This window comes from Clostridium fermenticellae (assembly GCF_003600355.1).
Taxonomy (GTDB): domain Bacteria; phylum Bacillota; class Clostridia; order Clostridiales; family Clostridiaceae; genus Clostridium_AV; species Clostridium_AV fermenticellae.
In genome coordinates this window covers 1,548,365-1,566,027 of the sequence record NZ_CP032416.1, presented here as the reverse complement: position 1 = coordinate 1,566,027, position 17,663 = coordinate 1,548,365, and the positions used below count along the sequence as shown (strand labels likewise).

The window sequence follows — 17,663 nt, the reverse complement described above, 5'->3', positions numbered from 1 at the left end:
TATAAATATTGAGAGGAGAATATATTATGAAAAAGAAAGTATTTATTGAAGGAATGAGCTGCAAACACTGTGTTGCTCATGTTGAGGAGGCTCTTAAAGAATTAGATGGAGTTAAAAAAGTAAAAGTAAGTTTGGATGATAAAAATGCAGTTGTAGATTTTAAAGATGAAATTGAAGATAGTGCTATAAAAGCTGCTGTTGAGGATGCAGGATATGATGTAGTTAAGATAGAAAACATATAGGCCTTAGTAAGAATATTTTAATAATTTGACACATTTATTTTATAAATGATATACTAATTTATGTTGATATTTTTAAAATCATATATTGTTGGGGAGGCAGAAACACTGTTTGAGAGGAAACTGGTAGGTTTCGACCCGTAAAACCTGAATTGGATAATGCCAACGGAGGGAATTACAGTAAGTAATCAAATAAATTTGTTTAGTATAAAGACCTCTCTTCTATTTTTGAAGAGAGGTTTTTGTATGCTTAATAACTCATGTAGGATGTGTAATTGTATGAAATGTAATAATTATGGTAAATCGATTTACAGGATTTCAGCTATTGTTTTTCAGGTTATGCTTATATTCTTATGGCAAATACTTGTAGATAAAGGAGGAATACCTAAATATATTCTTCCATCGCCTAAGGATGTGGCAATAACTTTATTTGAAATCTTTCCTATACTTATTCCTCATATTTATGTTACCCTGGAAGAAGCAATTATTGGTTTTTTAATTTCTATAGTATTTTCAGTAATAATTGCACTGCTTATGGATAATATAAAAATTGTAAAGGCCTGTATTTATCCAATACTTGTTATATCGCAAACAATACCTACTATAGCACTTGCCCCGATATTTATAATATGGTTTGGGTTTGGCATACTCCCTAAAGTCATTGTAGTTGTTTTAGTATGTTTTTTCCCAATTGTGATAAGTCTTGTAGATGGACTTGAAAGTGCTGATGTAGATATGCTGAATCTTATGGACACGATGAATGCATCTAAATTTCAGAAATTTAGGTATGTAAAATTTCCTGGGTGCCTGGGTTCATTTTTTTCAGGACTTAGAATAGCAGCAACATACAGCATAATGGGAGCTATAGTTGGAGAATGGCTTGGAGGAGAGAAAGGTCTTGGAATATTTATGGTAAGAGCAAAAAATGCATATGCACTTGATCAAATATTTTCAGCTATATTAGTTGTAGTGATTTTAAGTATGCTATTGTTCTTATTTATGTATGTACTTCAATACATATTTATGCCGTGGCAAAGGAAAGACAGAGAGAATATTAACAAATAGTGTAATATGAAAGGGGGACGTTGGGAAATTAACCCAGCACGATTTAAACATGTATAAGAGAAAAATATTTAAAATTTTAACATCAACTGCACTTATAGGTATACTGCTTATTGGGTGTTCTTCTGGAAATGAAACATCAAAGGAAAAAGATAGTAAACCTCTGACAAAGGTAAAGGTAATACTTGACTGGACACCAAATACAAATCATACTGGACTTTATGTAGCTAAGGATAAGGGATATTATAAAGATGAAGGATTGGATGTTCAGATAATTCAACCTTCCGATGGAGCTGTTGGTAATTTAATAGCTGCCGGTAAAGGAGATTTTGGAGTAAGCTATCAAGAAGATGTAACTTATGCAAAAACTTCAGATAATCCTCTTCCAATAAAAGCTGTAGCAGCTTTAGTTCAGCATAATACATCTGGATTTGCGTCACCTAAGGATAAAAATATAAGTACTGTAAAGGATTTTGAAGGAAAAACATACGGTGGATGGGGTTCACCTTCGGAAAAAGCTGTAGTTCAGTCTGTTATGCAGAATGGAGGGGCCGATTTTAATAAACTTAAAATTGTAGATATTGGTACTCAAGATTTTTTTGCAGCTACGAAAAAAAATATAGATTTTGCATGGATATATGAAGGATGGACAGGTATAGAAGCTAAAGTTAAAAATATACCGCTCAATTTTATAGAACTTAGAAAATTAAATCCTGATCTGGATTATTATACACCTATACTTATTACAAATAATAATACTCTTAAGAATAAACCGGAATTAGTTAAAAAGTTTTTAAAAGCAACACAGAGAGGATATAAATATTCCATTGATAATCCTGAGGATGCAGCTGACATATTAGTAAAAAATGCACCTGAGATAGATAAAAAGCTTGCAGTAGAGAGCCAAAAGTATATGAACACAAAGTATATTGATGATGCCCCAAGATGGGGAGAAATGAAGTCTTCTGTTTGGAATAACTATACTAAATTTCTTATGAGTAAAAATCTTATAAAAAAGAATTTGAAAGCGGAAGATGCATTTACAAATGATTTTCTTCCATCCAAATAGTAGTAAAGGAGATATAATTCTTGAATAAATCCAGTATTTTAAAAAAAGTTGTGCTTAAAGATGTGTCAAAATCCTTCGATGGATATAAAATAATAGACAACATAAGTTTTGAGGTTACTGAAGGAGAATTCGTAAGTCTTATTGGACCTAGTGGGAGTGGAAAAAGTACCATATTAAATATAATTTCAGGTATACTAAATCCGGACAGTGGTGATGTTTATGTTGATGGAGATATAAGTTATATGCATCAAAAGGATTTGCTTCTTCCGTGGAAGAAGGTAATAGACAATGTTGCAATGCCGCTTTATATAAAAGGGGAGAGTAAAGTTTGTGCCAGAAATAAAGTGTTAAAATATTTTGATATGTATGGGTTAAAGGGATATGAATATAAGTATCCATCAAAATTGTCTGGAGGAATGAGACAGAGGGCAGCTTTTCTTAGAACCTATATGGCTTCGGATAATATTATGTTGTTAGATGAACCGTTTGGAGCTTTGGATGCTATAACAAGGACAAAAATGCAGAACTGGCTTTTAAAGATTATAAAGGATTTAAATATAACAATATTGTTTATAACGCATGATATAGAAGAAGCTATATATCTTTCAAATAGGATTTATATACTTTCAGATAAGCCGGCCAGTATAAAGAGTTCAATATATGTCGATTTACCTGAGGATAAGACGAAGGATATTATAACCTCAGATGAATTTCTGAGTATAAAAAGAAGGATATATAATTTATTGTAGCCTAAAAAAGGATATCATTACAATTTATTAGTGAATGATATTAGAGATAGAATTCCGGCTAAACTTATGGTTGTACCTTCATTTAGTGGAGATGGCAGCAGAGCAAAAATTGAAAAGAGCTAAAATATAGGGTTTGTAATTCCAGGCTTAAGTTATACTCCAGCTGCTACTTCCAAAATTCGTCACCTAAAAAATTTCTAGTAAGTCTAAGTTCGTATTTATAAAAATCTAAGCAGATTTTATAAACTCGCAGGCTCAAACATATAAAATCTACTAAGATTTTCAAAAATACTTCACTAAGACTTGCTAAAAAATTTTTTAATGTGCCTACATTTTGGAAATGTCAGCTTACGTATAACTTAAGCTTTTATTTATAAATACTATAAATATATATAGTTATGAAAGTATAGGCGGTGTAAAATGTTAAAAATAGATAATAAGGCTCTGGATTATGTAAAAGGTCAGAATTTATGTTTTTTCGTAAAATGTCAGATCGATGATATAAAATGTGATTGTTGTAGAACAGAAGCTAACTTTAAGAAAATCGATGTAAAAGTAATGTATGAAAGTGAAATAAAAAATTATTATGAGGATTATGAAGATAACTATAATATTTGTGAATATAAGAATGTCAAAATATTTGTTCCTAAAAGTATAAAACTTGAGGATGATGCTATTATATATGAAAAAGTAAAATTGCCATTTAGAAATCCTAGCTTTGCCATAAAAGGTGCAAGTTTTTAAATCTAACATTCATAATTTGTTAATAAATTTGTCATTAGAATGTCATTTAAAAATTGTAATATTTATTCATATATTAGTGGAACGTAAATATAATCATTTAATTTTATATAAATAGTTAAAATAAGGTGGGGTATATATGCTAAATGAAATAGATATTAAAAAATTTAGGAAGCTATCACTCGATGTCATAATTATAACTACCGTATATTTTGCAGTTAATCTAATAAAAGTTTGTCTTTTATAAAATGCTGGATTTATATTAAATATATAAATTATATAAACTTCCATAATTAGAGGGGTGTTGCTAACTTATTTTAAAATAAGTTAGCAACATCTTTTATAATAATATATTCTTTACTTAAATTATAAATATTATTACAGTAAAAACTGTTTTTATATAGATATTTTAAATAAGGTCTATTCTTTGGAGCCATTGACAAAATAATGTGAAAAGAGTAGTATTTAACTTGCATACTAATTGATCATTTAGTATTTTAAAAATTTAATATGTTGTGTTCTTATCTAGAGAGGTGGAGGGACTGGCCCAATGAAACCCGACAACCTACATTTTCATTTGAATGTATAGGTGTCAATTCCTGCAGAGTTTTTATTCTGAAAGATGAGAAAGATAGTATTTTGTTTAAATTTAAACGAAGTTATTAAGTAATCAGGATCATTTTTCTTATTTTAAGAATAATGATCTTTTTTAATGTGTAAAAGAAGATATTAAGATAAAAGTACAAAGATATATTAATTGTATTAAGAAGGAACGCTAGAGTTGTAATATTAATTTAGAATAGGAGAATGTTTTTATGGATATAAGAAACATAGCGAATGAATATGAAGATTATATTATAAGACTCAGGAGATACTTTCATCAAAATCCAGAAACATCATGGAATGAGTACAATACAACTGAGTTTATAGAAAATGAACTTCGCAAACTGAATATAAAGGTTAAAAGATTAAAGAAAACCGGTGCAATAGGAATAATTGATGGAAGAAACAGAGAAAATATGCTGGCACTTAGAGCGGAGATGGATGCGCTGCCAATAAAAGAAAATACAAATCTTCCTTTCAAAGCTACAAATGGTTGTATGCATGCGTGTGGACATGATACTCATATGGCAATGCTTTTAGGAGCGGCAAGAATACTGACAAAAATAAAAGACAAATTGAATGGCAGTGTAAAATTGATATTTCAGCCATCAGAAGAAAATGGAACGGGTGCAGAAACTATAATTAAGCAAGATAATGTATTATCCGATGTTGAAGCTATATTTGGTATGCATGTCTTTGCTATGGTCAGGTCTGGAAAACTTAATATAGAATCAGGAGTTAGAATGGCATCTGCAGATACTTTCAAAATAACGGTTGAAGGAATTGCAAGTCATGGTTCTATTCCTAATCTTGGAATTGATGCTATTTTAGCTTCATCTGCAATTGTTATGAATCTACAAAGTATAGTAAGCAGAAATATAAGTCCTATGGATTCAGCGGTTGTTACAATTGGAACTATAAATGGCGGTGATAATTATAATATAATAGCCAATAAGGTAGTTATGACAGGTACAACCAGGGCATTTTCAAAAGAGACAAGAAAACTTTTAGAGGAAAAGGTTAGGAATATAGTTAAGACTACAGCAGATACTTATGGAGCTCATGCTGAATTAGAATATAATCTATGTCCGCCTCCATTAATAAATGACAATAAATTGACTGAAATTGCAAGAAAGTCAGCAGTGAAATTATTTGGAAAAGATGTACTTGTTCCGGTAGAAAAAATGACAGTAGGAGAGGACTTTGCAAATTATTTAGAAGAGGTGCCAGGTGTGTTTGTATTTATAGGTGGAGGAAGTGAGAAAGTAGGAATGTATTCAAATCATAATGATAAATTTGATGTTGAGGAAAGTTCTCTTAAGATGGGAAGTGCACTATATGCACAATTTGCTCTGGATTTTTTAAATAATTGTAATGAAAAATAATTTTAAATTAAAGAGCTATAGGGTTTGTAAATGAAAGCTTAAGTTATACTCCAGCTGATACTTCCAAAATTCGTCACTAAGACTTACTAAAAAATTTTTTAATGTGCCTACATTTTGGAAATGTCAGCTTACGTATAACTTAAGCTTGGAATTACAAATCCTATATTCATTAAATTTTAGTTCTGTAGCTCTTTTAGTTTATAATTTATTATATTTCTTAGGTGATACACCAAATGTTTTTTTAAAAGCACGTATAAAATTTGAATAGTCTTTAAAACCACATTCTATACAAGCATCTGTGATATTCATTCCACTTTTTATAAGATTGTTAGACATTATAAGCCTTTTTTGCAGTATATAGTTGTGGATTGTATATCCAGTCTGGCTTTTAAATTTATGCATCATATAGTATTTGTTTACAAAAAACTTTGAAGCAAGAAAATCTATTGATAAATCTTTATTAAGGTTATTATTTATATAATTCAATATTTGACCGATACTTTCATTATACTCAATGTCAGTCAAATTGGAAATGTCTTTTTGATCAAGAAAAAGTCTGTTTATATATACCATAAATTGTAGGAAAAAGGATATTCTAAGTATTTTGTATCCGAGTTCATTGTTTTTAAAAGTATCTTCTATATTAAAAAGAATATTTCTTATATCTTTAAGATTTTTTTGCTCAAGTCTTAATAAATTAAACCTTTGTTTAGACGCGAGTTCAAAACAACTAAGTAGATTACATTTGTCATTATACTTTATAAGAAAGTCGGAGTTTACCCATATTATTATACGTTCGTATATTTTATTTGAGTCTATTACTGCTTTATGTATATCATTGTTATTTACAAATAGAATATCCCATGGCTTTAATTTATATGATTTTCCCTCTATTAGATAAGTCACATTTCCTGATATAAAGATAACTATTTTATTAAAATTATGATAGTGAAATTCAAAATTTATATCTTTTTTATCTTTTAGATGAAATATTTCAAAATCATTTTTTAGGTATCCTCTCTTTATTTTTAAAAGTGTATCATGTGGCATATATAATCTCCTTATCCTTGAATATTTTTATGTAATATATATGATAAAGCATTTTTTACAAGCTTTCAAGCAACATTGGCAATAGAAAACGCAAAAAATAGGAATATAATAGGTATATAAACTTTACATGATATGGAGGTAGTAATGAAAAAATTTTTGAAAAACTATGGCTTTTCTATTATACTTTTAGGTTCAATAATATTGGGTGCAATTATAGGTATTATTTTTGGAGCCAAAGCTCTTGTATTAAAACCTTTTGGGGATCTATTCTTGAATTTGATGTTTATGGTTATAACACCACTTGTGTTTTTTAGTGTTACATCTGCAATATCAAATATGAATGGAATGAAGAGACTTGGAAAAATTATGGCAAGTACTTTTTTAGTTTTTGTATGTACAGCTCTTATTGCAGCGGTAATAGCATTTATAGGAGCCGCTATAATCAATCCAGCAAAAGGAATAGATTATTCATCACTTAAGAAAATTGTATCAAGTAGTGATGCAGTTAAGCAGGTCAAGCATGTTGGAATGCTGCAGCAGCTTGTAAATACTGTTACTGTCTCAGATTTTATGTCGTTGTTTTCTAAGAGCAATATGCTTCAGTTGATTGTATTTTCAATTTTATTTGGAATCTCAACTGCGATGCTTGGTGAAAAAGCCAAACCTGTAAGCAAATTTCTAGAAGCAGCTTCTGGTGTTATGATGAGGATGGTCAAAATAATAATGTATTATGCACCAATAGGTCTTGCGTGTTATTTTGCAACGGTTATAGGAACACTTGGACCACAAATACTTGAGGGCTATATTAGAGTATTTGTTTTGTATATAATTATAGCAGTTGTGTATTATGTGGGATTCTTTACACTCTATGCCTTTTTATCTGGGGGAAAATCACATGTACGCATATTCTGGAAAAATGCAGTGGCACCGACAGTAACGGCACTTGCTACATGTTCAAGTGCAGCAAGTATACCGGTAAATTTAGAATATAGTAAGAAAATGGGAGTGCCAGAAGATATTGCTGAAACTGTTATCCCCCTTGGAGCCAATATCCATAAAGATGGTTCTGTAATTGGCGGAGTGATGAAGGTGACATTCTTATTTGGATTATTTGGAATGAATATGACAAGTTTATCTTCTATAGTTTCAATAATCTTTGTTTCATTTTTAGTGGGTGCTGTTATGGCTGCCATTCCAAGTGGTGGAATGATTGGTGAAATGCTTATTTTAAGTGTATATGGTTTTCCATCTGAGCTTCTTCCGATAATTGCTGTAATAAGTGTAATAATAGATGCACCTGCTACTGTATTAAATTCTACTGGAAATACTGTTTGCAGCATGATGATATCCAAGCTTGTTGAGGGGAAAAATAATAAGCTTTCCAATTAAACTTTGTGAATAAATTGTTTATATTTCATTGTATATAACTTAATACACCGATATTTTGATAAATTCTCAAAATATCGGTGTATTATTTCATATTAGATTGAAAATATGTGCATTTACGCAATAAATAATAATTATGTTTATAGCATATTGACAATCCAAAGGATAATTGTATAATATGTTGGAATGATAAAAATTGACTTTTCGTCCGTTGTATATTGGATGGGGTTTTTTTATTTTAAGTATACTTTGATTTTGGGGGAATGTATTAAAATGAAAGCAAACATGATTGATTTAAAGTCTACAATATTTGATACTGCTGTTATTATTTTTGCTATTTTTATATTTTCACTGGCATTAAATGTATTTTTTTCTCCTCATCATATTGTGGCGGGAGGGGTCTCTGGCCTGGCAATTGTGCTTGAAAGTGTGCTTCATATTAAAAAATCCATTATAATAGGTTTTTTGAATATTCCTATTTTTTTATTAGGACTTATAACACTTGGAAAAAAATTTGTTATAAATACAGTTTTAGGTGCTTTTTTAGTACCAGTATTTGTTGAGCTTACAAGTAATGTAGAGCCTTTCACTAAGGATCCTTTGTTAGCGGTACTACTAGGTGGAGTAGTAACGGGTATTGCAGTTGGCATGCTTCTTACAAAAGAAGCATCGGTAGGAGGAACTGATACTGTTGCAAAGATGATATCAAAATTTATCAATAAACCTGTTGGAAAAATTATGATGTGCATAGATCTTTCAATAGTATTATTATCGGTATGTGTTTTTGGTATAGAAAAAGCTTTATATGGCGTGGTATCTGTTTGCATAATTGGCAGGGTGGTTGATGTATATATCAAAGGTTTTAAGGATTCTAAATCAGTTTTGATAATATCGGATAGAATTGATGAAATAAACGATTTAATTTTAACTAAAATAGATGGAAGGACAACTAAACTTGAAGGCAGAGGTGGATACACTAATCATGAACAAATAATTTTGATGTGTGTAATAACTAGCAGAGAGTTAATAAAGCTAAAAAAGATAGTTAAGAATATTGATACCAATGCACTAGTTCTTGTTCAGGATTCATATGAAGTATATGGAAAGGGATTTAGTATAAACTAAGCATGATTGATAAAAAACCGAATATTTAAATGAATTCATAATCTCTTTAGTTTGCTCATTGAATTGAGAAATTGAAGAGATTTTGATTTGAAATAGCATTAGTATTTGCTAATATAAGCGTACTATGTTATGATAAGACTTGTTTTTATTATAATAAGAGAAAGAGGAATTTACATGAAAGATATAAAGTTTAGTGATTTGAATCTTGATGATAAAGTATTGCAGGCTATAGATGCTATGGGATTTGAGGAACCTTCACAAATACAGGCTGAAGCAATACCAGTAGTATTAGAGGGAACTGATATGATAGGTCAGGCTCAGACAGGTACTGGTAAAACTTTAGCATATGGAGCCCCTGTGATAAGTATGATAGATAAGAGTAGTAAAGTTTCTGTATTAGTGCTTACTCCAACTAGAGAACTTGCAATACAGGTTAATGATGAGTTAAGTACTATAGCAAAGTTTAAAAAGGTTAGAATAATGCCAATTTATGGTGGTCAGCCTATTGAAAGACAGATAAAGGCGCTTAAGAGAGGAATTGAGATAGTGGTTGGGACTCCAGGAAGAATCCTTGATCATATAAAAAGGCATACAATAGATTTAAGTGATATAAAATTTCTAATACTAGATGAAGCTGATGAGATGCTGAATATGGGCTTTATAGATGATATTGAGAACATAATTAAAAATGTGAATAATGATAGACAGACGATGTTATTTTCAGCAACAATGCCTGAACAAATAAAGAGACTTGCGTCAAAGTACATGAATAAAGAAACAAAACATATAAAGATAGTTAAAAATACACTTACAGTGGAAAAAATAAAACAATATTATTATGAAGTAAAAGCCAAAGATAGATTTGAAATTTTGTGCAGAATATTAGATGTCGACGAACCATCAAGTGCTATAATTTTTTGTAAAACTAAAAGGGGAGTTGATGAACTGGTTGATGCCATGCAAGCAAGAGGATACAATGTTGAAGGTATGCACGGTGATATGAATCAGAACCAGAGATTAAATACTTTGAAAAAATTTAAAGAAAATAATCTTGAGTTTTTAGTGGCTACGGATGTTGCGGCAAGGGGTATTGATGTTGATGATGTTTCTCATGTAATAAATTATGAGTTACCTCAGGATATGGAATCCTATGTACATAGAATTGGAAGAACTGGAAGGGCAAATAAAGATGGTATAGCATACTCACTTGTAACTCCAAGAGAATATATATTACTTAAGCAGATAGAAAAATTTACAAGGAGCAAGATAAAGCGGAATGAGATACCAACAGTAGATGAAATATTTGAAACTAAATATAAACATATATTAGAAGATGTAAAACAAACATTAGATAATGATGATTATAAGAAATTTACTCCAATGGCCACTGAATTAGATGATGAATATAACCTGGTTGATGTAGCAGCGGCTCTTATTAAAATGAACTTTGATAGTGAACTTAGTTTTGATTATACTGAGAATTCTATTGCATCAGATAATGGTGTAAGATTATTTTTTACTATAGGTAGGATGGATAAAGTAAATCCTAAGTCATTATTACAATTTTTAAAGGACACTGCACATATAAATGTTTCTGAAATTGGTGATATAGATATACTTGATAAATTCACCTTTATAAATATACCTGAGGAATTAGTGAATCCTATATTAAATAAGAGCGCGGGCAGAAAACTTCGTGGTAGAAAAGTAAATATAGAAGTAGCAAAAAATAAAAAAAGAAAACATTAATAATTTTTATGATATGAGGTTTGTAACTGAAAGCTTAACTTATGCTCCAGCCGGGATTTCCAAAATACGTCACGTAAAAAACCTCTAGTAAGTCTAAGCTTGCGCTTAAAAAAATCTTAGCAGATTATATAAACTCGCTTCGCTCAAACATATATAATCTACTAAGATTTTTAAGAACGCTTCGCTAAGACTTACTATAAAATTTTTTAATGTGCCTAAGTTTTAGAAATCCTGGCCTACACATAAGTTAAGCTTAGATTTGTAAACTTTATAAATTAATTTCCTAAAAATGTAGGCTCCTTAGGAAGATCATCTAATGATTTAAAAGTATAACCTTCTTTTTCTAAAGCACTTAATACACTGTCTAATATCTGAATGTTTGTTTTTGAAACAGCATGAAGAAGTATAATTGAACCATTATGAACTCTAGAAAATATTTTTTCCTTTGCATCTCCTGCAGATGGTTGATGATTTGTTCTCCAATCATCATATGCTAAACTCCAAAATATAGTTTTGTAATTGTAATCTTTAGTGTATGCAAGTGATAGTTCACTATATTTTCCCATAGGAGGTCTAAAATATTTAGGCATCTTCTTTCCAGTTACTTCCTCAAAACTTTTTTCAACTTCCGAAAGTTCTTTATTAAAATCCTCTTGATTTTTAAATGATGCCATTGAATGATGATGGGAACTATGATTGCATACAAGGTGGCCTTCATTTGCCATTCTTTTTATCAAATCTGGATTCGAAGTTATATATGGTTTTACAACGAAAAATGCTGCTTTTATATTATGCTTTTTTAATATATCCAGTATGTTGCCTGTATATCCATTTTCATATCCTTCATCAAATGTTAAATATAAGTTTTTTGATGATGTATCACCAAGATAATAGCAGGGATATTTATTTAAAAATTTAGTAGTTTCTTTTGGAGATTTTGGAAAAATATCTCCCTTTTCCCGATATGAATACCATTCATGCTCCCGTGTGTCTAAATCATAATGCGAATTACTAAAAATATCTAGTTTTTTTAAGAATGGAAAATGTATTTTGCTTTCAACTATAGTGCTATTTTTTACATTTTTAGAAGATATACTATTTAAAGTGTTATTAGCAAAACTGGTTCCACATAAATTGTTAAAAATTAATATTGAAGCAAGTGTAGTACTAAAATTCAAGTAAGATCACTCCTTTCCAAAAACTATCACGATATTAGTATGTTCAAAGTATTTACATTAGATGAATGTAAATAAAGGAAGTAATTAAATTTATATTCAGTGATAACTTAGTAGAAGTAATAATTATTATGTAAATTCAAAAAAAGTAAACCAAAAAACCCGCCAAAAAATATGGCAAGGTTTTCTACTTATTTTGCATTTATAAATTCTTTAACCATCTCTTCATATTCGTGGGCACTATTCTTTACATATTCATATTCCTCTTTAGTAATCTTCCTTATAATTTTGGCAGGAGAACCAAAACACATTACTCCGGATGGAATTTCTTTATTCTTTGTTATCATACTATTGGCACCTATTATTGTATTTTCGCCAATTTTGGCTCCATCTAAAATTATCGAGCCCATACCAATCAATGTATTGGACAATATTTTACACCCATGTATTATAGAACCATGACCTATAGTTACATTTGAACCAATTATTACATCATTATTTTCATCTTTGCCTGCATGAACTACACAGTTATCTTGTATATTAGAGCATCTGCCTATGTAAATTGAATTATCATCACCTCTAACGACGGAACCATACCAGAAACTTGAAAATTCCTCTGCATAGACACTACCTATTATGTCTGCTGATGGGGCTATAAAACAGCTCTTATCGATCTGTGGTTTCTTGTTTCTAAAGAAATAAATCATAATATTAATTACCTCCATACATAAAATCTATATATATTGTATCAAAATATTTGTAAAATAGTTATCTTAAATGATAATATTGACATAAAAATGTAACAAAAATAGTATAAAATAATTTATACTTAAGAAAACAGCCTATAGTGATCATAACATATAAATTAATAACTATATAATATTACCGTAAGGAAGGTTAAATTAAATGTTAATAAAGCAAACTATATGTAGTAAAATTCTAAATTCTTTAAAAAATAAATTTTTTTTGATTGGATTAATAATCTGTACAGTTATTTTTGCTGTAAGTTTCTATTGCACATCTCGAAATGAGGAATTTTATAATAAAGATATAGCAAAAGTAATACAGATAAATATTATAAATTCAAAGATTAGTGATATGAATGGAAAGTCCGAAAGCATAAAAAAGCAAAAAATTGAAGCCGTTATTATGAATGGAAAATATAAAAATCAAAAAATTAAATTAGAAAATGTGACTTCATACTCAGAGGTAAATGATTTGAACTTGAAGGTAAATGATGAAATTTTTGTATCTGTTTATAAAAATAAAGAAGGACAAATATCGGCAAAACTGCTTGATTTTAAAAGGGATAAATATATTTTACGTATTGCAATGGTATTTGTTGTATTTATGCTTATTGTAGGAGGTTATAAAGGACTTAGGTCACTTGTAAGTGTAACAATAAATGTATTTATATTGGTTATACTAGTTGAATTATTTTCGCATGGAGCAAATTTAACATTACTCTCTATAATTGCGAGTGTACTTTTTATTTTACTTTCAATATTGATTGTCTGTGGAGTTAGTAGAAAGACTCTCTCATCTATAGTTTCGACATTCATATGTACTTTTGTAACTATGCTTATAGCTATATTAATTATAAAAATGAGAAATTGGAGTGGAGTACATTTTGAGGAAATGGAATTTTTAACTCATCCACCAGAAAGTATATTTATAATTGAACTGCTTATAGGAACATTAGGTGGAATAATGGATATAGCAATATCTATATCAGCTTCTTTAAATGAGATATATAATAAAAATTTAGATATAGATAAGAAAGAACTCATTGCGTCTGGAAAAGAAGTTGGCAAAGATATAATGGGTACTATGACTAATACACTTGTGTTTGCTTATGTAAGTGGAAGTATTCCAATTATATTGCTTTTAATGAGTAATGGGTATTCAATTTCTTATATTATAAATATAAATCTTTCGCTGGAAATAATAAGAGCACTTGTTGGAAGTATAGGAATTGTGCTTAGTATACCAATTTCAATCTATACTTCAACTGCATTTTTAAAAGATTGGAGATTTTAGAAATATGAGTGTTACCCTAATTTTATTTATTATATTATTTATTCTTATGATGATAATTGGAGGAGGAAGGGGAATTAAATCTTTTTTTACACTATTTACAAATTTTTTTACACTGTTTTTTATGCTTATAATCATATGTAATAAAGTGGACCCAATAAAGGTTACAATAGTCGGAGCTATAATAATAACATATATAACACTAATTTCTGCAAATGGATTAAATCAGAAAACAATTGCATCTCTCTTATCAGTTACTCTAGTTGTAATAATAACTATGATATTAGTATATAAGATGGCTTATAATGCAAAAATACAAGGGTTTGGTAATGAACAGATGGAGTCAATTTCCACTTTATCGCTTTATGTTCAATTGAATTTTGCACAAATATCAATATGTGAGATTTTAATTGGTCTTTTGGGAGCTATTATAGATGTATCAATATCAATATCATCCTCTATGTATGAAATATATAAATCGAATGTATTAAAAACTAAATATGAATTATTAAAGTCCGGGATGAATATAGGTAAAGATATATTAGGTACAATGACAAATACATTACTTTTTGCGTATATAGGTGGATTTATGACACTTATAATATATTTTAAAGAGCTGCATTATTCTATTGGAGATATATTGAATGCTAAAGTGTTTTGTTCTGAAGTATTTCAGATATTCAGTGGTGGAATTGGAATAATTTTAATAATACCTGTAACTACGGTCGTTACATTTATGATATTATATTTTGAAAAAAGAATACATTTTAAATCAACTGCAGTAAATAATGATATATCTCAGTAATATAAATATGATCTGTAAGTATAAATAAAAAGTAGGCTTGTTTTATTTAACTCAATATACTATGATAATTAATGAAGGTTTTATGAAAATTAAATATAAAAGGTAGCAGAGTAAGTATTATGCGTAAAGTGTTAGAGGATGGGAAGTTGTCTCTAAACGAAAAGCTCGTTTTTTTAATTGAAGCTTACGATGTAATACTGCTTCCGCTGTTACATTAAAGGGATTTTTATGTATTTATGCTTTTTTCTCTTTAGTGTGACTAACTACATTAAAGAGAAAAGAGGTGTTTTTTGTTATACCTAAATATGTGGTAAATTATATTAAATATTATGGAGGTAAATATGAAAAATAAACTAAATACGAAATCTCTTGTTATGACAGCATTGTTTATAGCAATTTCACTTTGCGTAAGAACTATCTCGATCAATATAATTGCTGCGGGAACTCTCACGATGAGAATAAGCTTTGCAGCAATATTTTATGTTCTTCCTGGCTTTTTATTTGGACCAATATATGGAGCGATTGCAGGTGGCATTGTGGATGTACTTGGGTATATAATTACACCGATGGGTCCATATATACCGCTTATGACAATTACAAATATAATTGCAGGAGCTGTTCCAGCACTTATTTTTAAAAATATAAAAGATATAAACTTAAAAAGTATAAAAAAATATTATACAGTATTTTTTGTATTGATATTGTTAGTGGGAATGATAAATTTTCTTTCTATAAAATTGATGCCTTTTAGTATATTATCCAAACAGCTTTTTAAATTTGGAAATAAGGCACAATATTTTGGAATAGGTTTTATAATGATATCTTTTATAGGCCTTTTTATTTTGATGATGACTGTAATAATAGGAAGAAGATTAGGGAAAACATGTAATTTTATAAATAGAAGATATTTTAAATTTGCAATTTCAATTGGAGTTTCTGGATTAATAGTATCCACATTAAATACATTTATATTATTAATATTTACGCCATCGTTAATGGCAAATGGATTTTTAGTCCTTTGGATTCCTAGAATAGTTCAAACGATTTTTCTTACTTTTATAAATTCCTATATAATAAGTATACTTGTGTATTATTATGAAACATTCGAGAAAAGATTAATTGAAGATATTTAATACTTTATGAAGGGAAGTCGTTTATTTGGCTTCCCTTAAAACTATAAAATTTAATTTTATAATTTTGTTAAGAATTGTTGATAGAGTTTCTATCAGATGGTATTATAATCTATGTATTTTAAATTAAAGAAAGAGGATGAATCATGAACAAAAAAGATTTAGCAGATATAAGGAAAGAGTTTAAAATTAATAGTTATATGCTAAAAATAAAGCAAATATATAGTGTGTATTTAAAAAAGGATAATGCACAGATAATAATAAAAGAAAAACTGGATTTTAATGTAGAGAGCGATGAAGTAAAGGAACTCTATTTAAATAACTTTAAAAAGGTTTTAACGGGATCAATAGACTCCAGGATATTTGAATTACCTTTTAAGAGCAAAAATACAGTAGAAAATCTTGAGAAAAATGATAATTTGATTGACAGTCAACAAATACTATATAATACATTAAAATCAGATGGGGATATAAGTGAACTTGTAGATCAGTTTGTAGATAAAATAGGTAAAAACTTTAACTATGATAATGATATAGTAATAAACTTTGTAAGAGCCGAATATTACAAGGCAGATAAAAAGGAGAATAATGATAGTGATTTACCGGAGGATCCAGAAGAGTATGTACAAGCTATAGATTTTATCTTATGTAGTATAAATAAAGTAGATGTACCTAAAAAAGTATTAAAGTTTGATTATTCAGAGATGAAGTTCAAATCAAATTCTATTCTTGATTTAACTATAAATTTAAATTCACCATTGGATGGATTTATGTTTCCAAGTTTTTGTTCTGAATATGTAGATGTGAATAAACTATTGTATTATTCATCAAAATCTTCTCAAGTGAATGCAAATTTTGTTGAAAATATTCTTGAATGTGATACTAAACCCTCGGCATCTGAGGAAAAGGAAAGTTTTAATGCTATAATAGAAACTGCACTTGGAACTGCTAAACCAAATGTTATACAAAATATGTATGAAAGTATATATGAAAAACTTGATTTAGAAGATGATGAAGATGTTGATGAATTAACTTTTGATATGAAGGATGTATCTCAGGTACTTGGAGAAAATGGAGTTGAAAATACTGAAGTTGTAAAAAATGCATTTGAAGAAGTATGTGGAGGAAATTACAACTTTAAAGTAAAAAATGTTATTCCAGACTTCGAAAAAAAATCAATTAAAATAGAAAATGATGCCATAAGTATAGCAATACCTCCTGACATGTTGAGTAATATTAAACAAATAAGAAACAAAGAAGGAAAAAAGTGTCTTTTAATAGAATTAAGTGACGATATTTTAATAAATGGGATAAAATTACAGACAGAGAAAGAATAAATACTTAAATAGGAGTGACAT

At 29.0% G+C, this 17,663-nt stretch carries 16 protein-coding genes and 3 riboswitches; of the genes, 13 read left to right on the top strand and 3 right to left on the bottom strand.

Going from position 1 to position 17,663, the window contains the following annotated elements; translation table 11 throughout:
- The first annotated feature begins 26 nt into the window (after nucleotides 1-26).
- The 6 genes from D4Z93_RS07350 to D4Z93_RS07325 all read left to right on the top strand — a co-directional run bounded on the left by D4Z93_RS07350 (nucleotide 27) and on the right by D4Z93_RS07325 (nucleotide 5,848).
- The gene (locus D4Z93_RS07350; protein ID WP_119971937.1) at nucleotides 27-242 is read left to right on the top strand and encodes a heavy-metal-associated domain-containing protein; all 216 of its coding nucleotides are present in this window, start codon (nucleotides 27-29) and stop codon (nucleotides 240-242) included.
- 79 nt (nucleotides 243-321) lie between these two features.
- A riboswitch (TPP riboswitch) is annotated at nucleotides 322-430 on the top strand.
- Nucleotides 431-518: 88 nt separating this feature from the next.
- On the top strand, nucleotides 519-1,304 hold the full coding sequence (locus D4Z93_RS07345) for an ABC transporter permease (protein ID WP_119974270.1): 786 nt from the start codon (nucleotides 519-521) through the stop codon (nucleotides 1,302-1,304).
- 49 nt (nucleotides 1,305-1,353) lie between these two features.
- On the top strand, nucleotides 1,354-2,370 hold the full coding sequence (locus D4Z93_RS07340; protein ID WP_119971935.1) for an ABC transporter substrate-binding protein: 1,017 nt from the start codon (nucleotides 1,354-1,356) through the stop codon (nucleotides 2,368-2,370).
- Between the two features lie 20 nt (nucleotides 2,371-2,390).
- Complete coding sequence (locus D4Z93_RS07335) at nucleotides 2,391-3,119, top strand: ABC transporter ATP-binding protein (RefSeq protein ID WP_243105906.1); 729 nt, start codon at nucleotides 2,391-2,393, stop codon at nucleotides 3,117-3,119.
- A 420-nt stretch (nucleotides 3,120-3,539) separates the two neighbouring features.
- Complete coding sequence (locus D4Z93_RS07330) at nucleotides 3,540-3,863, top strand: hypothetical protein (RefSeq protein WP_119971932.1); 324 nt, start codon at nucleotides 3,540-3,542, stop codon at nucleotides 3,861-3,863.
- Nucleotides 3,864-4,378: 515 nt separating this feature from the next.
- Nucleotides 4,379-4,489, top strand: a riboswitch (SAM riboswitch).
- 186 nt (nucleotides 4,490-4,675) lie between these two features.
- Nucleotides 4,676-5,848, top strand: coding sequence for an amidohydrolase (locus tag D4Z93_RS07325; RefSeq protein ID WP_119971930.1), 1,173 nt, complete (start codon nucleotides 4,676-4,678; stop codon nucleotides 5,846-5,848).
- A 198-nt stretch (nucleotides 5,849-6,046) separates the two neighbouring features.
- On the opposite strand, the gene D4Z93_RS07320 is transcribed toward D4Z93_RS07325, so the two are convergent.
- Complete coding sequence (locus D4Z93_RS07320) at nucleotides 6,047-6,898, bottom strand: AraC family transcriptional regulator (RefSeq protein WP_119971927.1); 852 nt, start codon at nucleotides 6,896-6,898, stop codon at nucleotides 6,047-6,049.
- Nucleotides 6,899-7,042: 144 nt separating this feature from the next.
- On the opposite strand from D4Z93_RS07320, the gene D4Z93_RS07315 reads away from it, so the two are divergent.
- The 3 genes from D4Z93_RS07315 to D4Z93_RS07305 all read left to right on the top strand — a co-directional run bounded on the left by D4Z93_RS07315 (nucleotide 7,043) and on the right by D4Z93_RS07305 (nucleotide 11,158).
- Complete coding sequence (locus D4Z93_RS07315) at nucleotides 7,043-8,287, top strand: dicarboxylate/amino acid:cation symporter (RefSeq protein ID WP_119971925.1); 1,245 nt, start codon at nucleotides 7,043-7,045, stop codon at nucleotides 8,285-8,287.
- Nucleotides 8,288-8,557: 270 nt separating this feature from the next.
- On the top strand, nucleotides 8,558-9,409 hold the full coding sequence (locus D4Z93_RS07310; protein ID WP_162920273.1) for a YitT family protein: 852 nt from the start codon (nucleotides 8,558-8,560) through the stop codon (nucleotides 9,407-9,409).
- Between the two features lie 174 nt (nucleotides 9,410-9,583).
- Entirely contained in the window at nucleotides 9,584-11,158 is a 1,575-nt protein-coding gene (locus D4Z93_RS07305; protein WP_119971919.1) for a DEAD/DEAH box helicase, read from the top strand.
- A 275-nt stretch (nucleotides 11,159-11,433) separates the two neighbouring features.
- Here the strand turns inward: D4Z93_RS07305 and pdaA are convergent, their stop codons facing one another.
- Nucleotides 11,434-12,336 carry a delta-lactam-biosynthetic de-N-acetylase gene (gene pdaA, locus D4Z93_RS07300; protein WP_162920272.1) on the bottom strand — a complete coding sequence of 301 codons (903 nt, stop codon included), beginning with the start codon at nucleotides 12,334-12,336 and terminating at the stop codon, nucleotides 11,434-11,436.
- A 188-nt stretch (nucleotides 12,337-12,524) separates the two neighbouring features.
- Nucleotides 12,525-13,040, bottom strand: coding sequence for a gamma carbonic anhydrase family protein (locus D4Z93_RS07295; protein WP_119971916.1), 516 nt, complete (start codon nucleotides 13,038-13,040; stop codon nucleotides 12,525-12,527).
- 199 nt (nucleotides 13,041-13,239) lie between these two features.
- On the opposite strand from D4Z93_RS07295, the gene D4Z93_RS07290 reads away from it, so the two are divergent.
- The 4 genes from D4Z93_RS07290 (at nucleotide 13,240) to D4Z93_RS07275 (ending at nucleotide 17,642) form a co-directional block, all read left to right on the top strand.
- Nucleotides 13,240-14,373, top strand: coding sequence for a YibE/F family protein (locus tag D4Z93_RS07290; RefSeq protein ID WP_119971914.1), 1,134 nt, complete (start codon nucleotides 13,240-13,242; stop codon nucleotides 14,371-14,373).
- A gap of 4 nt (nucleotides 14,374-14,377) precedes the next feature.
- A complete protein-coding gene (locus D4Z93_RS07285) occupies nucleotides 14,378-15,175 on the top strand; it encodes a YibE/F family protein (protein ID WP_119971911.1) in 798 nt (265 codons plus the stop codon).
- Between the two features lie 104 nt (nucleotides 15,176-15,279).
- Nucleotides 15,280-15,386: riboswitch (THF riboswitch) on the top strand.
- Between the two features lie 130 nt (nucleotides 15,387-15,516).
- Nucleotides 15,517-16,308 carry a folate family ECF transporter S component gene (locus D4Z93_RS07280; RefSeq protein ID WP_119971908.1) on the top strand — a complete coding sequence of 264 codons (792 nt, stop codon included), beginning with the start codon at nucleotides 15,517-15,519 and terminating at the stop codon, nucleotides 16,306-16,308.
- A 143-nt stretch (nucleotides 16,309-16,451) separates the two neighbouring features.
- Entirely contained in the window at nucleotides 16,452-17,642 is a 1,191-nt protein-coding gene (locus D4Z93_RS07275) for a DUF4317 family protein (protein ID WP_119971905.1), read from the top strand.
- The last annotated feature ends 21 nt before the right edge of the window (nucleotides 17,643-17,663 follow it).